Annotated in this window: 23 protein-coding genes; 18 read left to right on the top strand and 5 right to left on the bottom strand. The window is 32.6% G+C overall.

Annotation, left to right across the window (positions count from 1 at the left end; genetic code table 11):
• Positions 1-21: 21 nt before the first annotated feature.
• From ccoG to HXZ69_RS05555, 9 genes are all read left to right on the top strand, one after another.
• On the top strand, positions 22-1503 hold the full coding sequence (ccoG, locus tag HXZ69_RS05595) for a cytochrome c oxidase accessory protein CcoG (RefSeq protein ID WP_221854265.1): 1482 nt from the start codon (positions 22-24) through the stop codon (positions 1501-1503).
• A 4-nt stretch (positions 1504-1507) separates the two neighbouring features.
• Complete coding sequence (locus tag HXZ69_RS05590) at positions 1508-1951, top strand: FixH family protein (RefSeq protein WP_286495315.1); 444 nt, start codon at positions 1508-1510, stop codon at positions 1949-1951.
• Positions 1936-2652: a sulfite exporter TauE/SafE family protein gene (locus HXZ69_RS05585; RefSeq protein ID WP_280051212.1), complete on the top strand. Its 717-nt coding sequence runs from the start codon at positions 1936-1938 to the stop codon at positions 2650-2652. The genes HXZ69_RS05590 and HXZ69_RS05585 overlap by 16 nt, the downstream gene beginning before the upstream one ends.
• A 145-nt stretch (positions 2653-2797) precedes the next feature.
• Positions 2798-3934, top strand: a complete 1137-nt coding sequence (locus HXZ69_RS05580) for a helix-turn-helix domain-containing protein (protein WP_286495313.1) — start codon at positions 2798-2800, stop codon at positions 3932-3934.
• Between the two features lie 240 nt (positions 3935-4174).
• On the top strand, positions 4175-5437 hold the full coding sequence (locus HXZ69_RS05575) for a serine hydrolase domain-containing protein (protein WP_286495312.1): 1263 nt from the start codon (positions 4175-4177) through the stop codon (positions 5435-5437).
• Between the two features lie 158 nt (positions 5438-5595).
• Entirely contained in the window at positions 5596-6177 is a 582-nt protein-coding gene (gene ruvA / locus HXZ69_RS05570) for a Holliday junction branch migration protein RuvA (protein ID WP_219033851.1), read from the top strand.
• On the top strand, positions 6177-13370 hold the full coding sequence (gene sov / locus HXZ69_RS05565) for a T9SS outer membrane translocon Sov/SprA (protein WP_286495311.1): 7194 nt from the start codon (positions 6177-6179) through the stop codon (positions 13368-13370). The genes ruvA and sov overlap by 1 nt, the downstream gene beginning before the upstream one ends.
• Before the next feature lie 21 nt (positions 13371-13391).
• Positions 13392-13772, top strand: a complete 381-nt coding sequence (gene gcvH / locus HXZ69_RS05560; RefSeq protein ID WP_038335019.1) for a glycine cleavage system protein GcvH — start codon at positions 13392-13394, stop codon at positions 13770-13772.
• A complete protein-coding gene (locus tag HXZ69_RS05555; protein WP_221854263.1) occupies positions 13765-14145 on the top strand; it encodes a VanZ family protein in 381 nt (126 codons plus the stop codon). The genes gcvH and HXZ69_RS05555 overlap by 8 nt, the downstream gene beginning before the upstream one ends.
• A gap of 228 nt (positions 14146-14373) precedes the next feature.
• On the opposite strand, the gene nadE is transcribed toward HXZ69_RS05555, so the two are convergent.
• A complete protein-coding gene (gene nadE, locus HXZ69_RS05550; protein ID WP_286495309.1) occupies positions 14374-15168 on the bottom strand; it encodes an NAD(+) synthase in 795 nt (264 codons plus the stop codon).
• A gap of 100 nt (positions 15169-15268) precedes the next feature.
• Between nadE and gldB the strand changes: the two genes are divergently transcribed.
• The 7 genes from gldB (at position 15269) to HXZ69_RS05515 (ending at position 20464) form a co-directional block, all read left to right on the top strand.
• Entirely contained in the window at positions 15269-16318 is a 1050-nt protein-coding gene (gene gldB / locus HXZ69_RS05545) for a gliding motility lipoprotein GldB (protein ID WP_219033845.1), read from the top strand.
• A 17-nt stretch (positions 16319-16335) separates the two neighbouring features.
• Positions 16336-16662: a gliding motility protein GldC gene (gldC, locus tag HXZ69_RS05540; protein WP_038335027.1), complete on the top strand. Its 327-nt coding sequence runs from the start codon at positions 16336-16338 to the stop codon at positions 16660-16662.
• A 97-nt stretch (positions 16663-16759) separates the two neighbouring features.
• Positions 16760-18082, top strand: coding sequence for a TolC family protein (locus HXZ69_RS05535; RefSeq protein WP_221854259.1), 1323 nt, complete (start codon positions 16760-16762; stop codon positions 18080-18082).
• Positions 18083-18242: 160 nt separating this feature from the next.
• Positions 18243-18593, top strand: coding sequence for an LbetaH domain-containing protein (locus tag HXZ69_RS15360; protein ID WP_502875738.1), 351 nt, complete (start codon positions 18243-18245; stop codon positions 18591-18593).
• Between the two features lie 240 nt (positions 18594-18833).
• A complete protein-coding gene (gene tsaB, locus HXZ69_RS05525) occupies positions 18834-19505 on the top strand; it encodes a tRNA (adenosine(37)-N6)-threonylcarbamoyltransferase complex dimerization subunit type 1 TsaB (protein WP_221854258.1) in 672 nt (223 codons plus the stop codon).
• Positions 19506-19523: 18 nt separating this feature from the next.
• Positions 19524-19907 (top strand): DUF423 domain-containing protein, encoded by a 384-nt coding sequence (locus tag HXZ69_RS05520; RefSeq protein WP_286495307.1) that lies wholly within the window; start codon positions 19524-19526, stop codon positions 19905-19907.
• A gap of 35 nt (positions 19908-19942) precedes the next feature.
• A complete protein-coding gene (locus HXZ69_RS05515) occupies positions 19943-20464 on the top strand; it encodes a hypothetical protein (RefSeq protein ID WP_286495306.1) in 522 nt (173 codons plus the stop codon).
• A gap of 33 nt (positions 20465-20497) precedes the next feature.
• On the opposite strand, the gene HXZ69_RS05510 is transcribed toward HXZ69_RS05515, so the two are convergent.
• The 3 genes from HXZ69_RS05510 to HXZ69_RS05500 all read right to left on the bottom strand — a co-directional run bounded on the left by HXZ69_RS05510 (position 20498) and on the right by HXZ69_RS05500 (position 22463).
• Entirely contained in the window at positions 20498-21058 is a 561-nt protein-coding gene (locus HXZ69_RS05510) for a cytochrome b/b6 domain-containing protein (protein WP_221854255.1), read from the bottom strand.
• 56 nt (positions 21059-21114) lie between these two features.
• Positions 21115-21615: a hypothetical protein gene (locus HXZ69_RS05505; protein ID WP_038335039.1), complete on the bottom strand. Its 501-nt coding sequence runs from the start codon at positions 21613-21615 to the stop codon at positions 21115-21117.
• Positions 21616-21776: 161 nt separating this feature from the next.
• Complete coding sequence (locus tag HXZ69_RS05500) at positions 21777-22463, bottom strand: YceI family protein (protein WP_286495305.1); 687 nt, start codon at positions 22461-22463, stop codon at positions 21777-21779.
• Positions 22464-22563: 100 nt separating this feature from the next.
• Here HXZ69_RS05500 and HXZ69_RS05495 point away from each other — a divergent pair, with 100 nt between their 5' ends.
• Together HXZ69_RS05495 and HXZ69_RS05490 are read left to right on the top strand one after the other, a co-directional pair.
• The gene (locus tag HXZ69_RS05495) at positions 22564-23577 is read left to right on the top strand and encodes an ABC transporter ATP-binding protein (RefSeq protein ID WP_286495304.1); all 1014 of its coding nucleotides are present in this window, start codon (positions 22564-22566) and stop codon (positions 23575-23577) included.
• Positions 23568-24107, top strand: coding sequence for a GNAT family N-acetyltransferase (locus HXZ69_RS05490; protein ID WP_286495302.1), 540 nt, complete (start codon positions 23568-23570; stop codon positions 24105-24107). The genes HXZ69_RS05495 and HXZ69_RS05490 overlap by 10 nt, the downstream gene beginning before the upstream one ends.
• An 83-nt stretch (positions 24108-24190) precedes the next feature.
• Here the strand turns inward: HXZ69_RS05490 and HXZ69_RS05485 are convergent, their stop codons facing one another.
• On the bottom strand, positions 24191-24967 hold the full coding sequence (locus HXZ69_RS05485; RefSeq protein WP_286495300.1) for an alpha/beta fold hydrolase: 777 nt from the start codon (positions 24965-24967) through the stop codon (positions 24191-24193).
• Between the last annotated feature and the right edge of the window lie 2 nt (positions 24968-24969).

Here is a 24969-nt window from a genome sequence, read left to right as displayed (position 1 = left end):
ATATATTTAAAATTCACTATAATGAGTGTTCAAAATTCTGACCCAAAAGATGAATTTAATTTAGACGATTATTTGGATGAAAACAGCCAAATGAACGAAGATGTTCGTAGTTCCATTGGAACCATGGAGCGAACCGGAGAACGTAAATGGGTTTATCCTAAAAAACCAAAAGGTAAGTTTACAAACTATAGGACGTATGTAAGTTATGTATTGTTAGCAATATTAATCTTAGCGCCTTTCTTTAAATTACCTAATGGAAATCCATTGTTCAAATTTGATGTTTTGCACAGCCAATTCATTTTATTTGGTTTTCCATTTTTTACATCAGACTTCTTCCTTTTAGCTTTAGGAATGATCACGACAATTATTTTCATCGTATTATTTACCATGGCTTATGGTCGTTTGTTCTGCGGATGGGTATGTCCGCAAACAATTTTCTTGGAAATGGTTTTTCGAAAAATAGAATACGCCATAGAAGGAGATAGAGCAAAACAAATTAGATTAGATAAACAAGATTGGGACGAAGAAAAAATTCGTAAAAAATTATTGAAATGGACCATCTTCGCTATCATTTCATTTATTATTGCTAATGTTTTCTTAGCGTATATTATTGGAGCTGATGCTTTATACGCAGTTATAAAAGAAGGACCAGCCGAAAATGTAGGAACATTGGTTGGATTAGTTTTCTTCTCAGCAATGTTTTATTTCGTATTCGCATGGTTCCGCGAACAAGCGTGTACATTGGTTTGTCCTTACGGACGTTTCCAAGGTGTATTAATTGATTCGCATACAATCAATGTAACATACGATTTTAAACGTGGTGAAGGAACAGCTGGTCGAGCAAAATTCAAAAAGAACGAAGATCGTAAAGCAAAAGGAAAAGGGGATTGTATTGACTGTGGTCAATGTGTTGTTGTTTGTCCTACTGGAATTGATATTCGTAACGGAATCCAATTAGAATGTGTTAACTGTACAGCTTGTATTGATGCATGCGACGAAGTAATGGAAAAAGTCGGTTTACCAACAGGATTGATTCGTTATGCTTCGGAAGATGATATCAAACGTGGCGAAAAATTCAAATTCACAAAACGATTAGCTGCTTATACATTTGCTTTATTATTATTAATTGGAGCAATGACAGCTTTCTTGTTCTCTCGGTCTGATGTAGAATCTAAATACCTTAAAGTTCCTGGAACAGATTACAAGGTAGAAGGTAAATATTACGTTAATCAATTCGAGTATACATTGTACAATAAAACAAATGCAGACCAAATTGTAACAGTTCAATTGCTATCACACAAAAACTCAAAAGTAGAAATGTACGAAGGCGAGAATAAATTGAACATGGAAAAAGGTCAAATCATCCAAGGAAAATTCTTCTTGAAAATTCCAATGGATGAAGTTAAATCGTACAAAGAAAAAGTAGTGATTGGATTAGTCAATCAAAAAGGAAAAGTAATCGATAAATACGAAACGAGCTTCTCAGCTCCATTCAAATATTAATCATATGAAGTTAAATTGGGGACATTATGTAGCAATTGCTTTGGGATGTTTTATGATATTCATTCTATCGTTGTTATATTTTGCAGGAGATACAGGCGGAATGGTAACCGAGGATTATTACGAAAAAGAAATTCATTTTCAGGATGAAATAAATGCAGAAAAACGAGCAAATGCTTTGACCGAGAAACCAGAAGTTATTGTACAAGCAAATGGATTTTTATTTAAATTTCCAGCAACTACTGCTTCCGATTTTAAAGGAGATATTTTTTTGATGCGTAATGATGACGAAACAAAAGATGTCAAAATGCCGATTAAATTATCTGATAAAAAGAATTTTTTAGTACCATCTGTTAAGTTAATTGATGGAGAATACGAATTAACTTTAAGCTGGAAAGAAAATAATCAAACTTATTTGATTAAAAAGTCCATTCGATGGATTTCACAATAGTTATCATAGCATTATCCATAGGTCTTACATCGTCCCTGCATTGCGTGGGGATGTGCGGACCTATTGCTTTATCTTTGGGATTAGAATCTCAAAACAAACTAAAATTTACACTTCGTAATTTGACTTATCAATTAGGACGTGTAACCACTTATACAATTTTAGGTGCAATTTTAGGATTGATTGGCGAATCATTTTCATTTGTTGGATTACAAAATTATCTAAGTATTTTGATTGGAGTTTTGATGATTATTATGGTCATGATTCCAAAATTTTACGAAAATGGTGCTACGCAACTTCGTCCTGTAAACGCCTTGATGGTAAAAGTAAAACTCTCTCTTGGTAAATTCTTAATCAAGAAAGATTCTTCCTCTCTTTATATAGTTGGTCTATTAAACGGACTTTTACCTTGCGGAATGGTTTACGCTTCACTTACAGCAGCCATTGGTTTAGGATCAGTTTACAAAAGTGCACTATTCATGTTCTTCTTCGGACTTGGAACCTTGCCTTTAATGTTTGCCACCGTTTTATTTGGTAATTTTTTATCAGTGAAACAACGTCAAACTATCTTAAAAATCTTACCAATTATCACACTTATTTTGGGTGTATTATTTATCCTTCGCGGATTAGAATTAAACATTCCTTTCATTTCACCAGCCAAAGAAGCACTTCAGCTAAATGGAATGGATGAGCATTGTATGTGATTATCATTTTTTATTCAAATAATTCGCAACAAGAAAAAGAGTTTTTTATTTCACATTTTAAGTTTTTAAATCTAATATTAATACCTTTATTGCATAAAAATTAAAGAATCATTGCGTTAGTATTTTTGAATTTTGTTTTACAAAAATGGACCAATTTACTTTTAAAGAAATCGCTGCTTTTATAGGAGTTTTCCTTGTTCTTGTGCTTGCCTTGTTTTTGGTAACTGTAAAAAGTAAGCACAAACTTTCAAATTGCTTACTTGCTTTTTTTCTTTTTACAACTGCTGCAGATGGATTGAAGTTTTTGATGCGTGATTTTCCTGTGAATTACATCAACCTAGAAGCTTTCCGTTGGAGTTTTAATTATTTGGCTCCAGCAACATTTTATTTCTATGTTTTGTCGGTTAGTTTTAACAAATTCCGTTTAAAACCGAAGTATTTGTGGCACACTATTCCATTCGTTGCGTTCAATTTGTATATGGCATATGGAATTTATTTTCAAGATAGGGCTGGAAAAATTAGTTTCATAAATGAGTTGAATGATTCGCCGATAATGAATTTTTTTTATATTCTGTTCGAAGTTCTTTTTCAAATCTATTTTATTGCTTCATTTTTGGTAATTCGAAAATCGAAAACAGTCTATTTCGAAAATTATGCAAATCCTGATATTTCTAAGTTTAATGCGCTTTACAAAATCACCATTCTATATTACGTTGTACATTTTTTAGTATTGATAAGATGGGTGATTACTTTCACTTACGGTTTCGGCGAATTGAGGGAATGGATTGTGATGCTAGATGGTTTTTCTTTTTTTGTTTGTACTTGTTGGTATCTATTTGTCGCATTAAATAATCCTGATTTTTTCCGAGGAGTTAATGAAAATTTGCAACCGATTAAGGAAGCTATTCCAAAGCAAAAATCTACACTAGAAATCGACGTCGAAAAAAATAATCAAATAGAATCATTAAAAGATTTTATGGTTAAAAATGAACCTTATCTCGATTCATCTTTAACGATTCAGAATTTGGCAGAGCAATTAAATATGCCTGTGAAAGATTTATCGGCTTTGATTAATTTGTACATGGACAAACATTTTTTTGATTTTGTAAATGAATATCGAATTAAAAAAGCCATACAAATTCTAAAAGATTGCACTCAAAAAGAGTTGACCGTTTTGGAAATTTTGTATCAAGTTGGATTTAATTCCAAATCTTCGTTTAATACATCCTTCAAAAAATATACAGGAAAAACACCAACCGATTACAGAAAGGAAGCTTTGTAAAATAAAATTATTTGCTGAAAATGCGTTCGATTTTTTTTAATCGGTCGTGTATCAACGCTTTTTAGATCAGCTTTGCAGAAAGTTTTTAAAATATAATTACAATGAAAAAAATAATTGTCTTAATATCATGAAGTATTTTATTCTCCAATTTTCTTTCAGCTCAAAAGCCGGTTGAACAAAAAACAGAAATCAATCAAATTAATGAACTAATGACTAAATCCTACGAAAAAGATTTGTTCAATGGAAATGTTTTGGTTGCCAAAAAAGGAAAAATTATCTATCAAAAATCCCTTTGGCTTTATTGATGAAATGAAGAAAAAATCTTTAACGAAAAATTCAATTTTCAATTTTGGTTCTATTGCAAAGGAGTTTAATGCAGTTGCGATTTTGATGTTGGTAGAACGTGGTCAACTTAAGCTTGATGACCCGATTTCGAAATATAATTTGGATTTGCCGAAATGGTCGGAAAAAGTAACAACCAGACATTTGATTAATTATGCTAGCGGAATTCCCAGAATAGAAAATGGATTAATTGTCCCGAAAAACGATGAAGAAGCGTGGAAGATTTTGAGAAAAACAGATACATTGTTATTTGAACCTGGAAAGGATTACCGATACGATAACGGCAATGTTTTTTTACAAAGAAGAATTATTGAAAAGATAACAAGAATGACTTTCCAAGATTTTGTTACGAAAAATATTATAAAACCTTTGAAAATGAACAATTCCGTGTTTGATCCGAAATTTGGTTATAAAAATCGAACGTCTTGCTATGATATGGATAATGTTCGGTGTCCAGAAATGGAATTTGTCAGCGGTTGGCTTTGGTTGGATACTAATGACATGTACAAATGGATTGATGCGATAAATCATAATCGTTTAATTTCTAGAAAATCTTTTGAAACATTATTGAATAATCCCTACACAAAAGACCATCAAGGTGGATCATTTGGAGATTATTTTAGAGATGAAGAGTTGCAGCGTCATAACGGTGTTTCCTATAAATTTGAATCTTTGGTGTTAAATGATATGAAGAACGATGTCGTTATCATTTTAGCATCCAACAGTCGGAATAAAGTTTGGGATTTGGGACATGTCATTCGAGATATTATGCTAGGAAAAACATTCGAAATTCCTAAAAAATCGGTTTACCAAGCTTTAAGAAAAGAAGCACAAACCGACGTCAATAAAGCGATTGAAAATTATTATCAACTGAAAAATACTTCCGAAAAAGAATATAGTTTTGAAAATCCAATCGAACTTAATACTTTGGGTTATGAATTTCTACGAGCGGGCAAAATAAATGAGTCGATAAAAATATTTCAATTGGTTGTAAAAGAGTTTCCAAATAACTCAAGTGTTGCTGATAGTTTGGGCGAAGCTTATCTAACTAACAAGCAATACGATTTGGCATTAGAATGGTACAACAAAGCCATCAGCCTTGGCGGAACCAACGGTAATGCCGAAAGAATGATTGAGAAAATTAAAGCGTTAAAAAACTAAAAATTGATTTCTCAAAATATTTAATTCAAATCAATTGAAGCCTTGTTAAGATTTAAATCTTGACAAGGCTTTCATTAAAATCAATACTTTCATCCTTACAAAATAAATCGTATTTTTGACGTTATCACTATATGTAGTGTAACTAAATAAACGTCAAAATGATAACACAATTAAGAGGTAAATTAATCGAGATTTATCCAACAAATGCTGTAATAGATTGCAATGGGGTCGGATATTGGGTCAATATTTCACTAAATACATATTCTACTTTAGAACACGAAGAATTGGTTACAATTTTTACACATTTGATCGTTCGCGAAGATGCGCATATACTTTATGGATTTGCAACAAAACTAGAACGAGAAATTTTTCAGAAATTAATTAGTGTTAACGGTGTTGGTCCAGCTTCTGGAATGATGATTATTTCGACACTTTCTTCCAAAGAAATTGCAACTGCAATCGCTCAAGAAGATGCCAGATTATTGCAAAGTGTAAAAGGAATTGGAGCTAAAACAGCGCAAAGAATTATCATTGACTTGAAAGATAAATTGGATCAAAATTTAATATTAGATGTTAATTCTACTTCGGTTAAAAATAAATCTAAGAATGAAGCGTTATCTGCTTTAGAAGTTTTAGGAATTCCTAAAAAATCTGCAGAGAAAATTATGGACAAAATCCTACAAGATCAGCCAGATGCAGACGTGGAATTCTTAGTAAAAGAAACCTTGAAGAAAATTTAATGAAGATTCATAACGAACCAAAAACTATTCGTAAAGGCTCTACTATAGCAGCTTTGTGTTTCCTTTTTGCAATGGGAACTATGAGCGATGTTATGGCTCAGGAAAGTGATACGCTTAAGTTTCCTATCCGAGATCAAAAAGGTGGATTGTTTTTAGATAATCAAATAAAATACGATGTACAATATGATGCGATAAAGCGTCAGTATATTTTATATCCTCAAATTGGAACAAGTTTAGTTTCCGAACCTATCTATTTGACACGTCAAGAATACCTGACTTTGGTTCAGAATCAAGACATGAAAAATTATTTCCGTACAAAATCTCAAACCAACGATCAATTTTATCGTGAAGAACGTTTTGGAGATAAGGAAGGAAAAAAAGAAGGAAGTATTTTACCAAGTTTTAAGGTGAAATCGAAAGCTTTCGAAACTATTTTTGGTGGATCAGAAATCTCATTGATTCCGCAAGGTTATGCAAATTTAGAATTGGGTGTTTTCTTGCAAAAGATAGATAACCCAATGTTGTTGCCACAAAACCGTCAAACGCTTACAATGGATCTTAATCAACGTATGCAATTGAGTATTTTGGGTAAAGTCGGAGAAAATCTTCAGATGAAAGTGAATTATGATACGCAAGCTGGTTTTGGCTTCGAAAATCAAATGAAACTTCAGTGGAGAAAGGCTTTGGGGAATAAATTGGATCCATTTGGAGGAGAAGATGATATTCTACAAAATATAGAGGTTGGTAATATTTCGATGCCGCTTAGTACTTCGTTGATTACAGGTGCGCAATCACTTTTTGGAGTTAGAACAGATCTTAAATTCGGTCGTACAAATGTATCGGCTGTCTTTTCAGAACAACGTTCGGAATCTAAAAATATTGTGGTTCAAGGTGGCGGTGTGATGACTGATTTTAAAGTCGCTGCCGAAAAATATGAATACAATAGACACTTTTTCTTAGGTCAATTTTTTAGAAATAGTTACGATAGAGCGTTAGCAAATTATCCTGCAGTTAACAGTAATATCAATATCAGTAATATTGAGGTTTGGAAAGTTGATAAATCTGGAGGGAATCAACAGAATAGACGTTCTATTATCGCTTTGCGAGATATTGCAGAAGGTGATACAGCGCCTCAAAATAGTAGTAATGCCTTATTTAATGAGATTAATTCTCAAGGTTTTACTAAGATTAGTGATGCAAGAAGTTATTTGAACGGATATTCTTTCAATGGAGAACAATTTCAGGATGGAGAAAACTTTATCGTCAACGAAAATGTTCGTAAACTTGATGCTTCCGAATTCACTTTCTATCCAAAATTAGGATACATTTCCTTGAATACGCCTTTGGTTGATGGTGAAGATTTATTAGCGGTTTCGTTTCAATATTCGTTAAGCTCTGATCCGACAAAATTATACAAAGTTGGACAAATGTCGAGCGAGACAGATAAACCAATTATTGCGAAATTAATCAAACCAAATTCTGCAGTTAATGTGGCTTCGCCAATGTGGGATTTGATGATGAAAAATATTTATTCGTTAAATGCTTATGGTGTTTCGAGTGAAGATTTTTTGATGAATATTAATTTCAAGGATAATGGTGAACAATCTTCTGGAAAATTAAATTACTTACCAAATTCTGCTGTTTCAGAACAATCGTTAATTCAAGTTCTGAACATGGATAGATTAAATTCGAACGGACAATTACAACAAAATCCTGACGGAAGTAAAGGTGATGGTTTATTTGATTTTCAACCAGGGTTAACAATTGATACAGAAAGAGGAAATATTATTTTCACTTCTGTTGAACCTTTTGGTAAATATTTGAGCAATAAATTAAAAGGTCAAAATGAAGAATATGTTTTTAATCAAATTTATCGTCAATTACCAAATACACTTTCTGGCGAAAAATTAGCTAATCGTTATACGTTAGAAGGTCGTTACAAAGGAACGGTGACAGATGGTATTCCGTTGGGCGCTTTCAATGTGCCGCAAGGTTCTGTTAAAGTAACTTCTGGTGGAGCAACGTTGACGGAAGGCGTAGATTATACGGTAGATTATCAGTTGGGGCGTGTAAAAATCATTAATGAACAATTGAAAAATTCTGGAGCACCAATTAATGTTTCTTTAGAAAATCAATCTACATTTAATTTACAGAAAAAACGTTTCATGGGAATTAATGTCGAGCATAAATTTAGTGATAAGTTTATGTTAGGCGGAACTTTAATTAATTACCAAGAACGTCCAGTTACGCAAAAAACACAATTTGGTTCAGAACCTGTGAATAACACAATTGTTGGACTTAATACACAATATAACTCAGAAGCTGAGTGGTTAACTCGTTTAACAAATAAAATTCCGGGAATCAAAACGGACCAAATGTCGAACATTAGTGTTCAGGCAGAGGCGGCTTATTTGATGCCAGGAATGAACAAAGTGACAGGAGGTTATTCTTATATAGACGATTTCGAAGATGCACAATCGCGCATTAGTTTATTAGATGTTGGTTCATGGAAATTTGGATCAACACCAGGAAAACCTGCTGGATATTCTGCTTCTGGTTACCACCCGTTCTTCCCAAATGGAATGAAAAATGACGATTTATCATTCAACAATGGTCGTCGTATGTTATCATGGTATTCTATTGATCCGCGTTTTTATGGTATGGGAGGAAGTTCGCCTTTAACAGATCAACAAATGTCAACACACATGGCACGTCGCATTAAGTTAAAAGAGCTTTTTGATCAACGTGATGTAATGGCTGGTACAAATTCGTACATCAGCACATTTGATATGACATTCTATCCGCAAGAACGTGGACCTTATAATGTTAATCCAAATGCAGTAGATACGAAAAACTGGGGAGCAATTATGCGTCCTATTTCAGTTTCTAACTTCAAAGATTCGAATGTGGAATACATCGAGTTTTGGATGATGGATCCTTATGCAGATGGAAAAGGTGGAGAAGGAGAGTTATTGGTACATTTAGGAAATGTTTCAGAAGACGTCTTAAAAGACGGCGAAATGATGTACGAAAATGGATTGCCTCATTCTGGAAATGGTGCGGCGACTGTTGCTTCTAAATGGGGATTAACACCTCAGTTAAATCCAATTTTATATGCTTTTGATACGGATGGAGCTGCCCGAAAACAACAAGATTTGGGTTATAATGGATTAACAGATGAGGAAGAAGCGCAACGTTATGGAATTACGAGTAATAATTTAGTGACAGGAGAATTAGATCCTGCAAATGATAATTATTTATTCTTCTTAGATGATCGCTTTAGAGGTGCATCAATCGGGAATACGGTTCAAGATCGTTACCGTTATTTCAGAAATCCACAAGGAAATAATTCAACTGATAATCCTTTACATGCATCATCTTTAACGCCAGATACAGAAGATATTAATGGTGATTTCAATTTAGATCAGACAGAAAACTATAATCAGTATACATTAAAAATTAACCGTCAAACGTTAGAAGATCCAAACAATAAATTTATTGTTGCAAGAAAAACGGTTCAGGGAGAATTTCCTGACAAAACGAAACATGATGTAAAATGGTATCAAGTTCGTATTCCTGTTGATAACTTTGATTTAGATCTTGACGGAGATGGAGTAGAAGAGTTAAACAATGATGCGTCTATTGCACAAGCAGAAAGTGTGTTAACAGCTGCTCGTTTTATGCGTATGGTGATGCGAGGTTTCGAGGAAGAAACAACTCTACGTTTTGGTACTTTTGATTTAGTTCGTTCTGAATGGCGTCGTTATACAAAAAACATTTATCCTTATATCATTAGTAATCAAGAAGGTTATGAGGAGGATAAAAATATTGATGATTTAGAAATTGGTGAGGTAAGTATCGAACGAAATGGTACAGATCGTCCTCGTTATATGATTCCTCCTGGAGTTTATCGTGAACAAACTCAAGGAACAACGGGATATCAATCTCAGAACGAAGCTTCGATGACATTGAAGGCGAAGTTTAAACCAGGAAGTACTTCAAAAGCTATTTTTAAGAATACAAATTTAGATTTGCGTCGATACAAAAAGTTGCAAATGTTTGTATCTGCTCAAAACTTATTAGATAGAGCGTCAAATGCGATTGATAATGGTACAAAATTATTTATTCGTGTAGGTAGTGATTATACAGATAATTACTATGAATATGAAATGCCGTTGAAATATACGCCACAAAGTTCTGCAACAGAAAGCACAGTTTGGCCAGATGAAAACTTTATCGATCTGAATACAGATTTGTTTACAGATGCTAAAAAACAAAGGGATGCTGATGGTTTCAGTACATTGCAACGTTTCAATTTTGCTTTTGATCAAGAGAATCCAAACAAAACGGTTTATGTAAAAGGTCGTCCAACATTGGGTAATGTCTCTTCAATTATGATTGGGGTTCGTAACACTTCTGGACCGTCTGATAAAGAAGTTTTACTTTGGGTAAATGAACTTCGTTTAAGCGAAATTGATAACCAAGGTGGTTATGCAGCTTCAGCAAATGTGCAGTTCAATTTAGGTGATTTTGCGAATGTACAAGTTTCTGGAAGCACAAGTTCTGTAGGTTTTGGTGCGATAGATCAAGGTCCTGCAAATCGTAATCAGGACGAATCATTACAATATGCGTTGAATGCACAAGTAAAATTAGACAAATTCTTACCAAAGAAATGGGGAATGGAAATTCCGTTCGATTTTACAATTCAGGAAAGTTTTGTCGATCCAAAATATAATCCATTAGACAATGATATTATTTTTGATGAAGCGCCTAATAAAGCTGAATTAGAAAAAGTTGTTCGTACTTATACGCAGTTCAAAAGTTTTGCTTTTAATAATATTCGAAAAGTTAGATCAACAAATAACAACAACCCTGTTCGTTTCTATGATCCATCTAACTTTTCAGTTTCGATGATGTATTCGGATAATTATTACCGTGATATTTACACGCAATATAACATCAACCAACAATTAAGAGCGTCGATTAATTATAATTACGGATTTAGAGGAAAATCGTACGAGCCTTTCAAAAAATGGCGTGCGGTTCAACCAAAAGAGGAATCAGGAAAATATTTACAATTTATTCGTGAATTTAATGTGAATCCTTTGCCAACACGTTTCTCTTTCCGTACAGAGATTGCGCGTACCTACAGTGAAAGACAATATCGAGATATCAGTCAATATTTAGGTGGAGGAAGCTCATCGAGTTTAATTCGTCCGACATATAGTAACAATTTCTTGTTCAATTGGCAATATAATTTAGGTTTTGATTTGACAAAATCGTTGCGTTTAGATTTAACATCTTCGACAATGACATTGAATGATGGAACAACTTTCCAGCGTGCAGATCAAGATATGATTTGGCAAAATATGTTCACAATTGGACGTCCAGTTCAGTATGATCAACAATTTCAGGTGAATTATAAATTACCTTTAAAATTCTTCCCATATTTAAATTGGATGAATGTTGAAGCTGGATTTACTTCGAATTATAACTGGATTGCAACTTCTACAGCTTACAGAAATTTTGAGACAGAAGTTACAAATCCTGATGGTTCTACATCAACACGAATTGCGAATTTAGGTAGAGGTACAGCTCAAAACTCGAATTCGATCAACTTGATGGGAGATTTAGATTTTGCAAAATTTTATCCAGAATTTAAAGGATATAAACGTTACGATTCGATCTTAAAAGGACGTCGAGCAGAAATAGATTCGTTGAATACAGTTTATACAAATTTATTTGCTAAAAAACGTCGTACAAATAAGAAATCAGCTTATAAATTCAAACATAAATTTACAGCAAAAGATTATGGTTGGATGGTTTTATCATCACTAAAGCGTGCTAATTTTACGTATAATCAGACAAATGGAGCTGTAATTCCAGGATTATTGTATGAGCCAGGTTTCTTTGGTGTTGATGGTAAAAATGGACCAACTTTAGGTTTTGTTTATGGAACGCAATTCGATATCAAACGACAATTAGTCGAAAGAGGATTGATTGTTGGTGATGAATTGATGACAGATGCGTATCAAATTACAAAAGGTTCTGATTTTAATGGAACTGCTTTAATTGAGCCTATTCCAGATTTACGAATTGATTTGAATGCAAAACGCACAAAAGATCGTCGTATTTATCATTCAGGATTTAATTTAGCAGTCGAAAATCTTTACATCGATGAATTAGCAAATCTTAATATTTCAACTGTTAATATCAAAACAGCTTTCAAAGATGGAGATGCAATTTTTGAGCAATTCCTAACAAATACTAAAACTATTTCTGGACGTTTAGCACAGAAAAGAGGTAGTGGAAATGTTGATGGATTGGGTTATTATGAAGGATTTAATGCAAGAAGTTCTGATGTACTTTTACCAGCCTTTTTAGCGGCAGTCCAAGGAAAAGATGCAGGTTCGTCTAAGTTAGGGTACAATCGTTCTATTCCAGTTCCGAATTGGCGCGTAACGTACACAGGATTGAAATCTGTTCCAATTATTAATAAATATTTTGATAATGTTGAGGTTTCGAGTTCATATAATTCGACATATACAACAACTGGTATTCAGTCCAATCCAAACTTTATGTTAGATACAGGAATTATGGGTGGTGGACAAGTGACTGGTAAAGATGAAAACGGAAACTTCTATACACAGAATTTATATGGAGCGGTTACGATGATCGAATCATTTTCACCATTATTGGGAGTGGATTTAACATTCCGTAACAGTATGCAATTACGTGCACAATATAACAGAGATCGTTTATTATCATTAAGTACAACAAATTATACGTATACAGAAGATTATGGATCTGAATATATTATTGGATTTGGGTATATTTTCAAAGATTTCAAAATGAAGATTCGTTACCAAGGAAATCAGAAAACAATCAAAGGTGACTTAAATATTCGTGGAGATTTCTCATTAAGAGATAATCAAACAACAATTCGAAAAGTAATTTATAACTTTGATGACGTACAAAATCCAAACGTACCAACAAGTATTTATGGAGATTCGCAAATTACAGGTGGACAGCGAATTATGACGTTTAAGATAACGGCAGATTATAACGTAAGTAAGAATTTGAACTTGAGATTCTATTGGGATCAGATGATGAGTAAATATAAAATTTCAACAGCTTTTCCAATTTCTCAAATTCGTGCCGGATTTAGTGCTACCTTTACATTCGGAAATTAAAAAAACAATAAAACAAACATTATGAGCATTCCAAACAATTTAAAGTACAGTAAAGATCACGAGTGGATTTCTGTAGAAGGAGATGTAGCAACAATCGGTATTACAGCTTTCGCACAAGGAGAGTTAGGAGATATTGTTTATGTTGACGTAGAAACAGAAGGAGAAACTTTAGGTCAAGAAGAAGTATTTGGAACAGTAGAAGCAGTAAAAACAGTTTCTGACTTATTTATGCCAATTAGCGGTGAAGTTGTAGAATTTAACACTGAATTAGAAGGTGAGCCAGAATTAATCAACACTGATCCTTACGGAAAAGGGTGGATTATCAAAGTAAAAATTGAAGATGCTTCTCAATTAGATGCTTTATTAGACGCAGCTGCTTACGGAGAATTAATTGGTGCATAAGACAAAAAAAATAATATTCTTTGCATATGTAGCGTTGGTGTTTTATCTGACGCTACTTCCACAAGAAAATTTCTCGAAATTAAGCACAATCAAAGAATTAGAAATCTTTTTGGAGATTGATAATTTAGATAAAATTGTACATTGTGGAATGTTTGGGATGATGACGATTTTGTTATTTGTCGCATACAAAATAACAACTCTGCGCTTGATGATAATTCCGTTTTTGGTAAGTTTTCTTATCGAAATTTTGCAAGGTATTTTAACATCACTTCATCGTAGTTTTGATTTTGTCGATTTAATGGCAAACTTATCCGGAATCTCCCTCGCATATATCGCAATAGCATATTATTTACAACATAAAAAAACTCAGTAGTATTACTGAGTTTTTTGTTTTTCTTATCTTTTTGACTTATTCAAGTGTAAACTAAGAAAATGTCATTCCGACGTTAGGAGGAATCTTCGATTCTTCATTCTACTAACGTTTTATTCAGAATGACATTTATACGTAAGTCATATTGAACTCGTTTCAACATCACATCAAAATAAAAAAAAGCAACCTTTCGCTTGCTTTTATATTGAAAAAATTAATTGTGCTTACCGCTTAGTTCATCAACTCCTCAGGAATATCACATATCGGAATTGGAACCATTTTATGTTGGTTAATACGATTTAATCTGGAATAAATCTCGAATACTTCTTTTTCTCTACCTTCAAATTCATTTGCAGTTTTTCCAGCTTCTTTCGCTTTCATTGCCCATTCTAATTCATCGTAATTTGCACCTAATTGATCTTCATCCGAACGATCATCACCAAACAAACCATCTGTTGGTTTTGCTTTTTGAATATCTGTATTAACTCCTAAAAACTCAGCAATTTTATACACTTCCGATTTCATCAAATCAGCAATTGGACTAAGATCTACACCGCCATCACCATATTTCGTATAAAAACCAACGCCAAAATCTTCGACTTTATTTCCTGTTCCTGCAACCAAATAATTGTGTAAACCAGCAAAATAATAAAGTGTTGTCATACGCAAACGAGAGCGTGTATTGGCCAAGGCTAAATTCACTTTATCCGTTGTTTCCGTTTCTGGTAAAGCCAAAACCATTGCATCAAAAGTTGAGGTTAAATCAACTTCTATCGAATCGATTGGCGACGAAAACTTATTTTTTAACCATTCAATATGACGTTTTGCTCTATCCGCTTGATTTTTTTCTTGATGAATTGGCATTTCCAAATTAAGTAAAGGGGAGCCTGTCATCGCACAAAGTGTTGAGGTTACAGCCGAATCAATTCCGCCCGAAATTCCAATCACAAAGCCTTTTTGGTGCGCTGTTTCCAAATAATCTTTCAACCAAGAAACAATATATTCTACAACTTTTTCAGTTTGCATAGTTTAATAATTTATTTCAAAGATAGCAGATTATGAAAAAAATTAGGGTTGAAAATACTACAGATTATTTTACTATTTTTGTTAGCTAAATAACCAAGCAATGAAATTTGTATATGGCTTAGCTTTTGCGAGTTTAATTTTATTTACTGCGTGCAAAAAAGAAAAATCGTGGGAAGTGGATGTCAAAGAACAAAATGTTCAGTTGAATATTCATGATATCAGCCAAGATTTTTTTAACGATTCGATTCCTTTAGCGACTTTACGAAAAGATTATCCTTTCTTTTTTGATGCAAAAACTGCGGATGATGTATGGGAAAGTCAACGTCGTAATAAAGAAGAATTGAGTATTTATGGACAATCTCGAAAGGTTTTTGGAGATTTTAAAAACTTAAATGAATCGTTAACTCCGATGTTTCAACGTTACCAATTTTATTTTCCAGAATATAAAATTCCGACGGTTTATACCTATTCATCAGGTTTACAAAATATAGATTATCCTGTGATGTTTAGTCAGCAATCTGGCTTGATGTTTATTGCGATGGATGCGTATTTGGGGTCAAAGAATAAATTATATGATAGCATTGGCGTAGAACGTTATTTACGCACAAATTTAGATTTTAATCGTTTGCCTTCTCAAGCTGTTGATGCAATTGCGAATGATGTGGTAACATTTAGCCCAAGAAATCAATTATTTATTGATAAAATGATTTATGAAGGGAAGAAATTGATTTTGCAAGATGCATTGTTAACAGATACACCAGACGAATATAAAGTTGGTTACACGCCAGAACAAATTCAGTGGTGTATTGAGAACGAAGGTCAAATTTGGAACTTTTTTGTGGAGCAAAATTATGTATTCAGTTCAGATGCTTCTTTGGATAAACGCTTTTTAGCAGTTAGTCCATTTTCAAAATTTAATAATGAAATAGAACAAGATTCTCCAGGAAGAATTGCGGCTTGGATTGGTTTGCAAATTATTCGCCAATACATGAAAGAGAATCCGAAGGTAGAATTGAAAGCTTTGTTAGATGATATGGATGGTCAAAAAATCTTCAAAGATTCTAAATATAAGCCAGCTTTAGAAAGTAATAATTCAACAAATTATACAACAAAAACAATTGATGGTAAAGTTTACCATTTTGTGAAATAAACTAATAATTAGAAGTTATGAGAACAACAAATATTACGGTAGAGATTGAATTGGACGAAAATCACGTACCAGAAAAAATGACTTGGAATGCACCAGACGGTGGAATTAGTCACGAAGAAACAAAAGCAATGTTACTTTCTGTTTGGGATGATAAAGCAAAAGAGGCTTTGCGTATCGATTTGTGGACAAAAGAAATGACACAAGATGATATGAAACGTTTCTTTCACCAAATTTTAATTTCAATGTCTAGTTCTTACGAAAGAGCAACAGAGGAAAAAGAAGTTGCAGAAAGAATCGCTGCTTTTGCAGAAGAATTCGCAATTGCTTCAAAAATTAAAGGTTAAGATTTTAACCAAATAAAAACTTTAAGTCGAATTTCGTAACATTTTGGTTAGAAATTCGACTTATTTTATATCTTTAATTTTCTGACAAGAATAGTCTATGAAACAATTATTTTTTACTTTACTATTTATTACTTCTCTTCCTTCGTTTGCCCAAGAAGGATGGACAATTGAAAAATGTATTGAATATGCTTCGAAAAATAATTTGACTGTTCAACAGAATACCATCAACCAAGAAATTTTTAATAAAAATTTAGAATTAACCTATAACGCTTGGTTGCCAACGGTTTCGGGTTATGTAGATACTAACTTTACTATCGGAACTTATAATCCAACAATAGAAAAGGGATATTATCAATTTGCGCATTCATTTGGCGTACAATCTAGCATCAATATTTACAATGGTGGAGTTGTTCAATTGAATAAAGACAAAGCTGCTTTGGAATTAGAAGCGTCGAAAGTACAAACTGCGATGACGATAAATGATATTTCGTTACAAGTTGCAAATTATTATTTGGCGGTTTTATTGAACAAAGAATTGAAACAAGTTGCAGTAGGAAATCTAACTATTTCGAAACAATTATTGGATCAAAATCAAAAGAAATTCAAAGCTGGTTCAGTAGCTCAATCTGTTGTTGCTCAATCTGAATCTGAAGTCGCGACAAATACACGTGAAGTGGTAAATGCACAAATCGAAATAGAGCGTGCATTGTTCAATTTAGCGATGTTGTTGCAATTAAATGATTACCGAAATTTTGCTGTAACTGATGTCAAAATTCCAGATAATGTAACGTCTCAATTGTATAATTTGGATGATGTGGTAGAAACGGCTTATCAAAATCAGCCTTCTGTAAAACATGCCGAATTGCAAATTGATGTTGCTGCGAAAGAAACTCAAATCGCGCGAACTTCATTATTTCCAAAAGTGACAGGAAGTTTCAATTTCGGAACGAATTATCTACAATATTTCAATAAAAGATTACGTCAAGATGCATTATTAGAGCAATTAGGACATAATGTAACAGGCGTTTTTGGAGTTGGTGTGAGTATTCCAATTTGGAATCAATATTCCTATAAAATTAATATTCAGAAAGCATTAATCAACGAGGATTTAGCAAAAGTTGACCTTCTACAATCGAAACAAGATGTGCTGAAAAATGTTCAATCTGCGTATTTCGAAGTAAATAGTTCTTATGCGTCATACGACTCGTCGAAAGAAGCGGTAAAATATGCGAAAATTTCATACGATTTTGCACAAAAATCTTACAATGCTGGAGTCATTAATCAATACGATTTTAACCGTTCGCGTAATGATATGATGGTTGCAGAATCGCAAATGTTGCAAGCGAAATACAATTACATTTTTAAACAAAAAGTATTAGATTTCTATGCTGGCGTTCCAATAACGTTGGAGGAGAAATAGAGGTTTAACTATTTTAATAACCTTTTTTTGATATAATTTATTTCTAGATTTTTTAAATTTAGAAATGATAAATATTCAAGATTACGTAAAAAGTTTTTTGTCTCACTTTCCAGAAAATGCAAATCAGCAACCTTGGGAAATCGTAGATAATTAAGAAGAAATTCTTACGAATAAAATTCAGCAACTATCTGATGATTATAGGATCGAAGGTAATGTTGCGATTCATAAATCTGCAACTGTAGAGAAAGGAGTTACACTAAAAGGAACAATTATTATTTCAGAAAATTGTTTTATCGGAGCGCATGCCTATTTACGTGGACCAATTTTTCTTACGAATTCGGTTATTGTTGGTCCGGGATCAGAAGTAAAACAAGCAATTCTTTTTGAAAAATCAGCAATAGCTCACTTCAATTTTGTTGGAAATAGTTTAATTGGTGAAAATGTAAATTTTGAGGCTGGTTCTATTTGTGCGAATCATTACAATGAACGTATTGTTAAAACATTTCTGTAAAAGTCAACGATCAAATTATTTCAACTGGTGTAACGAAATTTGGAGCTTTGGTAGGAGACGATTCAAAAATTGGAGCAAATGCAGTTCTTTCTCCAGGAACTATTTTAGAACAAAATTCTATTGTGGACAGATTAGAATTGGTCAAAGAAATCGATTAAAGCTAACTATTTTCTCTATTTCCGAAAGAAAATCATCTTATCAAACATAAATCATCTAACTTTCGTGATGTATCTTTGCAGCATGGCAACAATCTTAAATTTAGAAACTTCAACAAAAAATTGTTCGGTTTCGATTGCTAAAGATGGCGTTCAACTATGTTTGGTTGAAGAAAGTGATGAAAATTATGCACATGGCGAAAAACTGAATCAGTTTGTGGATTGGTGTGTGGAAGGTGCGCAAATAAATTGGAAAGATATCGAGGCGGTTTGTGTTTCAAAAGGTCCAGGTTCTTACACAGGTTTGCGTATTGGCGTTTCGTCTGCTAAAGGTTTTGCATATGGTTCTGATATTCCATTGATGGCGATTAATTCGTTGCAAATTTTGGCGGAATCACAATTGAATCAAGAGGTCGATTATATCATTCCGATGATTGATGCAAGACGAATGGAAGTCTATACAGCTTTGTTTGATAAGCAAGGAAATCAGTTAACAGAAACAGAAGCTAAAGTAATCGATGAAACTTCTTTTGAAGAATTGAAAGGAAATAAAATTATTTTTGTGGGTGATGGAGCAGAAAAATGTCAAGAAGTTTTAGCGCATTTAGATGCTACGTTTATACAAACTTTTCCATCGGCAAAAGATATGATTCGTGTTGCGGAAGAAAAGTTTAATCAAAAATCATTTGAAGATGTTGCGTATTTCGAGCCATATTATTTGAAAGATTTTGTGGCAGGAAAAAAGAAATCTGAATAAAATAAAAAGAGATAATTTATGAAAAATCTTGTGTTGACAATCGCTTCATTATACGGAATGACGGCGGTTATATTAGGTGCTTTCGGAGCTCATGCGTTCAAGAAAATTTTGCCTGCAGAAAAATTAGCAAGTTTTGAAGTTGGGGTACGTTACCAAATGTATCACGCAATTGTTTTGTTAGCTGTTGGAATGTATTTTCAATTTAATAATTTATTAGAACGTTCTGCTGCTTGGTGTTTAATTGCCGGAACATTTGTTTTTTCTGTAAGTATCTATTTGTTGTCATTCGCAGAACATTGGAATGCAAACCTTAAATTTTTAGGACCAATTACGCCACTTGGAGGATTATTCATGATTATCGGTTGGGGTTTATTAGCTTGGATTTTTATGAAAGGAAGATAATTTTCTTTAAATTTATATAATTGTTAATCAGTTATATGAATTTGTGGAATAAATTATTGGTTGGATTATTATTTTTCCTTGCAATTAGTACAAAAGCGCAAGATAAATTAGTATTGACCACTCCTTTAATCTTTAAACATAGCAACTTTGAATTGAAATTGTTTAATAATCAACAATTCAAATACAAGTCGGTTTTTTATAACTGTATTGTAGAGTTAGATAAAAACGGTAAAGAAATCAATAATGCTAATTATGATTTTGCTGAAGGAACTTATCAAGTAATGGATAATAAATTAATCTTAACTGTAAAATCATCAAGCAGCTATTATTCCTTAGAAAAAGAATATTACTTTTTGATTCTTGATAAAAAGACTTTTTTGATTTCTAACAAAGATCGAAAAAATCTCAAAGAAGCAAGAATGCAAAGACCAAATAAATCTTTTCCGAATTATATTATAGATACGGATAATCGTAGAGAATATACATTTTATAGTACTGATCAAAAAGTAACTATCGAAGGTTACGAAAAAGATAAAATATATCAAATGTTTAAATAAAAAAGACACTTTATAAAGTGTCTTTTTCTATTTTTAATCTTTACCATTTATCATTTTAGAAACAATTCCAGAATTTTTATTGACTTCATCGATAATAACTCCAATGAGATGAATAAGAAAAAAGATAGGAAACCAATAAATTGCAGTTTTATGCAGTTCTTCCATTGGGTCTTTGTAAGTTCCATTTCCCCACATTAAATAAAATCCTGTCACAATATTAATTAGCATTAATAAATAGAAAATCATATAAATTATTCCCTGAAACTTTTCGGATGTTGAATGACTTTTCAAGGGATTAGGAAATCGGATTCCCTTTATCAGCATATAAACAATTCGGGCAGCAAAAAGACCTAAAGCGATATAAGCAAATATTTCGTGCCATTGCCACATTGGTTCTAAAGAACTTCTTCCAATTGTTTTTAAAGTAGCGTCAGAAATGTTTAAACCTTCTTTTGAAACTTCATTGGTAATTAAAGCAGAAAGATTTTTCTTGCTCATCCATTCCATTCTCAAAAAACCAGTTAAGAAAAGCATTATCATCGATATTCCGATTGTCCAATGTAATAATCGATGAGTTAAAGTAAACTTTTTCATAATTTATAGTGATTAAAAAAACCTCTCTAAATTGAGAGGTTTTTGTTGTATTTTTTTTATTCAAAATCGTCTTCTGTGAATTCGAATTCTTCAAATGTACATTCTATTTCGAAAGGAATATCTTTTTCAGATTCTTCTACAAAATCTTGCACTTCACCTTTCCAGTTCAAGGTCAAAATTCCTTTATCGTTTACACTAAAAGTTAATTCGTTGTTTACTGTTTCGTAATCTTCTTCCGAAACATTCAACGTTGTGTAATATACTTCCACAGTTTCACCTTCTTCGTCTTCTTCCTCGGCAAAACCGTAAGGAATAGAAACTTTTTTACCGTTTAATTCTTCTACAGATTCTACGTCCAAAGGAAAATCATCAATAAATAAAGAAAGTTGAGGAAAATCGTTTTGTAACGAATCGCCTTCTACGTGTTCTAAGTCATCAGTCGAATGTATTTCGACCAACAAACATTTTTTATTTCCTTGAAAAACGACTTTGCATAACGATTTTTCAATATTATAATTAAATGTTTCATCCGGATGGAAGAACTTAATTGTTTTCATTGTTTTGTTAATGTATGTTATTAATTATGAGTACGAATATAATTAAGTTCAATTAATTATCACAAAAAAAATGAGAGAAATTATATTTTTTCGCCTCTAAAACAAAAAAGCCATCTATCTAAGATAAATGGCTTCTATTATTTTATGAATATTCAATTCGATTATTTTGCAGCTTCTTCAGTTGCAGCAGCTGGTTTAGCTGATAAATCTACTTGTAATAAAACTTCGTCTTTTATGATAGAACCTCCAGCACCTACGAATGCAATTCCGAAATCTTTACGGTTAATTCCGAATTCTTCAGATTTGATTGTTACACCATTCGCATCAACAGTTACATTAGCTTTGAAAGTTACATTTTTAGGAACTCCACGGAAATCTAAGTTTCCAGAAATTTCTGAATTGTAATCTCCACCTTCTAAAGTTTTAACTCCTGTAATTTCGAAAGTTGCAGTTGGGAATTTTTCAACGTCTAAGAAATCAGCAGATTTTAAGTGTCCATCTAATTTTCCTTTGCTTTCTGCATCAGCATCTAAATCTTTAGATTCGAAAGAAGCAAAATCAGCAACAAATTTTCCTGATTCTAAAACTCCGTCGTGTACTTTTACAGAACCTTCTTTTAATTTTACAACTCCGTAGTGACCTTCTTCTGGTTTGTTAATATCGTCAAAAGTTTTTCCACCTTTCCAATTTACAACAGATGCAGTTGTATCAACAGTATATTCTGCCGCTCCTTCAGTTGATGTTGCTCCTTCTTGAGCTTCAGTTGCAGCTTTAGTTTCAGTTTTTCCTCCACAAGAAGTTAATGCAACAGCAGAAACAACAGCCAATCCTAAGAATAATTTTTTCATATTGCTTTTTTTAATTTTTTCTTTTACAAAACTATAATATAAATTAATAGTTGATATTGATTTATATCAATAAATGAAATAATTAAACAATTATTTCATATTGAATAAATCTAATACCTTAGCCAAACATAAGAAAAATTATTCAATCGTGCTAAACGTAAAACAACTCAGTTATAATTATCCAGATTTCGAAGAAAAAGTACTCGATAACATCAATTTTGCAGTTAACAAAGGCGAAGTGATAAGTATTATTGGGGAAAGTGGAAGTGGAAAATCAACTTTACTGAAATTGATTTATGGTTTGCTAGATTTTAAAGAAGGAGAAATTTACTATCATACTAAGAAATTACGTGGTCCTGCTTATAATTTGATTCCAGGTCATAAAATGATGAAATACGTAGCGCAAGATTATGATTTGTTAGATTTTGTGACTGTTGGTGAAAATGTCGGAAAATTCTTAAGCAATTTTGATTTAGAACTTAAGCAACAACAAATTGACGAAGCGTTAATGGTGGTTGAAATGTTAGACTTTAAACATATTTTTCCAAATAAACTGAGTGGAGGTCAACGACAGCGTGTGTCTATTGCGCGAGCTTTGGCACAACAACCCGAAATTTTGTTGTTGGATGAACCTTTTTCTAATTTAGATCAAACATTAAAATTAACCATTCGAGAAAAAATTATGGATTGGTGCAAGGTGCATCAAATTACACTGATTTTTACAACGCATGATTTGAATGATGCTTTTTATACTTCGGATAAAATTTTAGTTTTGCAAAACGGAAAAATGATTCAGTTTGATGAGGTCGAGAATGTGCGAAATTCTCCTGCAACAGCTTATGTGGCCAAACTTTTTGGTTATGTAAATGTGTTGGATGATTCGCAAGATTTAGGAATTGATTCGTCTAAAATTGTGATTTATCCAGAAGAAATTACAATTTCTGAAAATGGAAAATTTGAAGGAAAAGTAATTTCATCAAAATTTCAGGGAAGAGATTATTTGGTAAGATTTACATTCAAAAACATTGAATTGTTGATTTATTCTTCTCAAAAATTAATGAAAGATGAGTTGATACATTTTGAAGTTATAAAATTTCATCAATTATGCATTTAGAAAGTTTACAAGTAACGGAATTGTGTAGCGAACGATTAATTTTGATGCCGTTCACGATTTCCATTTGCGAAAATATATTACAGAATAATTATACCGAATTAGAGCAATTAAATTTAGTTAGAGGAAAAGGTTGGCCAGATGCAGATGTAATCGAAACATTGCCTCGAATTATTGTAAACTTGTCTAAAGTTGACGCACCAACAGGTTTCGAATCGTGGATGATTATCAAGAAATCAACACGAGAAATAATTGGTGACATTGGTTTTAAAGGTTATAATTTTGTTGGAAGAAGTTGTGATATTGGTTATGGAATTATCGAAGCAGAAAGAAAACAAGGTTTTGCCGCTGAAGCAGCTGCGGAATTGATAAATTGGGCATTTACAAAAGAAACTTTAGAAGAAGTAACCGCTTGTTGTTTGATAGAAAATATTGGTTCAACGAAACTTTTGACAAAACTAAATTTCTCTGAATTGAGTCGAGATTCAACTATGATTTATTGGTCGTTGTTGAGAGAAAATAAATTGAGTTAAAGAATAGATTTCTCGATAAACTTGGAATGATAATCTGATATAAAAAAAGCGCAATTCAAATTTAGAATTTCGCTTTTTTGTTTTTATTTATTCAACAAGAAATCTAAAACTTCTGCTGTAAAATCTTTCGGATTTTCGGCATGTAACCAATGTCCTGCATTTGCAATTTTCTTGATTTCCGCATTTGGAAAACGCTCTTTGATAATCATTTCATCTTCTGGCATAATGTAATTTGAATTTGCACCACCCAAAAATAAAGTTGGACCATCAAATTTGCCTTTTAACAATTCAGAACCAATCATCTCTTGGTAAAATTTCTCCAAAATAGCTAAATTGAATCGAAAAGCATATTTTCCATTATCGGCGTGATACACGTTTTTCAACAAAAATTGTCGCACACCAATTTCAGGAATATATTGTTCTAAAGTCGTTTCTACATCTTTTCGAGTTTCAACTTGATCAAAATTGACAGATTTCAATGCTTTGAAAATCGCATTATGATGAGGTTGATACGCTTTTGGTGCCATATCCACAACAATCAAATGATCTAATCTATTTTGATGAATCATCGCAAAATCAATCACAATTCTTCCGCCAAGCGAATGTCCCAACAAATGTGCTTTTTCGATAGAATTTGCATCCATATAATTCACGATATCTTGCGTCATCGCTTCCAAAGAAGAATCTTCGCTATGAAAACTACGTCCATGATTGCGTAAATCAATCAAATGTGTTGTAAAATATTCGCCAAAATGTTTTCCTAATGTGCTCCAATTATCCAATTGTCCAAACAATCCATGAAAAACCAATAAATGTTTTTCACCAGAGCCGACAATTTTGCTATGTAAGATTTCTGCCATTT

Source organism: Empedobacter sp. R132-2, from assembly GCF_030324375.1.
In the GTDB taxonomy this organism is placed as follows: domain Bacteria; phylum Bacteroidota; class Bacteroidia; order Flavobacteriales; family Weeksellaceae; genus Empedobacter; species Empedobacter falsenii_B.
Note: the sequence above shows the minus strand (reverse complement) of the source record. Positions and strands in the feature narration are given on the sequence as shown.

Bases quoted from the DNA above. Each gene is read 5' to 3' on its own strand.
- HXZ69_RS05490 (WP_286495302.1), top strand. From the start codon at position 23,568: ATGCATTTAGAAAGTTTACAAGTAACGGAATTGTGTAGCGAACGATTA.
- tsaB (WP_221854258.1), top strand. From the start codon at position 18,834: ATGGCAACAATCTTAAATTTAGAAACTTCAACAAAAAATTGTTCGGTT.
- HXZ69_RS05590 (WP_286495315.1), top strand. From the start codon at position 1,508: ATGAAGTTAAATTGGGGACATTATGTAGCAATTGCTTTGGGATGTTTT.
- gcvH (WP_038335019.1), top strand. From the start codon at position 13,392: ATGAGCATTCCAAACAATTTAAAGTACAGTAAAGATCACGAGTGGATT.
- ccoG (WP_221854265.1), top strand. From the start codon at position 22: ATGAGTGTTCAAAATTCTGACCCAAAAGATGAATTTAATTTAGACGAT.
- HXZ69_RS05505 (WP_038335039.1), bottom strand. From the start codon at position 21,615: ATGAAAACAATTAAGTTCTTCCATCCGGATGAAACATTTAATTATAAT.
- nadE (WP_286495309.1), bottom strand. From the start codon at position 15,168: ATGCAAACTGAAAAAGTTGTAGAATATATTGTTTCTTGGTTGAAAGAT.
- HXZ69_RS05485 (WP_286495300.1), bottom strand. From the start codon at position 24,967: ATGGCAGAAATCTTACATAGCAAAATTGTCGGCTCTGGTGAAAAACAT.
- HXZ69_RS05575 (WP_286495312.1), top strand. From the start codon at position 4,175: ATGGAAATGTTTTGGTTGCCAAAAAAGGAAAAATTATCTATCAAAAAT.
- HXZ69_RS05520 (WP_286495307.1), top strand. From the start codon at position 19,524: ATGAAAAATCTTGTGTTGACAATCGCTTCATTATACGGAATGACGGCG.
- HXZ69_RS05585 (WP_280051212.1), top strand. From the start codon at position 1,936: ATGGATTTCACAATAGTTATCATAGCATTATCCATAGGTCTTACATCG.
- sov (WP_286495311.1), top strand. From the start codon at position 6,177: ATGAAGATTCATAACGAACCAAAAACTATTCGTAAAGGCTCTACTATA.
- gldC (WP_038335027.1), top strand. From the start codon at position 16,336: ATGAGAACAACAAATATTACGGTAGAGATTGAATTGGACGAAAATCAC.
- HXZ69_RS05500 (WP_286495305.1), bottom strand. From the start codon at position 22,463: ATGAAAAAATTATTCTTAGGATTGGCTGTTGTTTCTGCTGTTGCATTA.
- HXZ69_RS05515 (WP_286495306.1), top strand. From the start codon at position 19,943: ATGAATTTGTGGAATAAATTATTGGTTGGATTATTATTTTTCCTTGCA.
- ruvA (WP_219033851.1), top strand. From the start codon at position 5,596: ATGATAACACAATTAAGAGGTAAATTAATCGAGATTTATCCAACAAAT.
- gldB (WP_219033845.1), top strand. From the start codon at position 15,269: ATGAAATTTGTATATGGCTTAGCTTTTGCGAGTTTAATTTTATTTACT.
- HXZ69_RS05535 (WP_221854259.1), top strand. From the start codon at position 16,760: ATGAAACAATTATTTTTTACTTTACTATTTATTACTTCTCTTCCTTCG.
- HXZ69_RS05510 (WP_221854255.1), bottom strand. From the start codon at position 21,058: ATGAAAAAGTTTACTTTAACTCATCGATTATTACATTGGACAATCGGA.
- HXZ69_RS05580 (WP_286495313.1), top strand. From the start codon at position 2,798: ATGGACCAATTTACTTTTAAAGAAATCGCTGCTTTTATAGGAGTTTTC.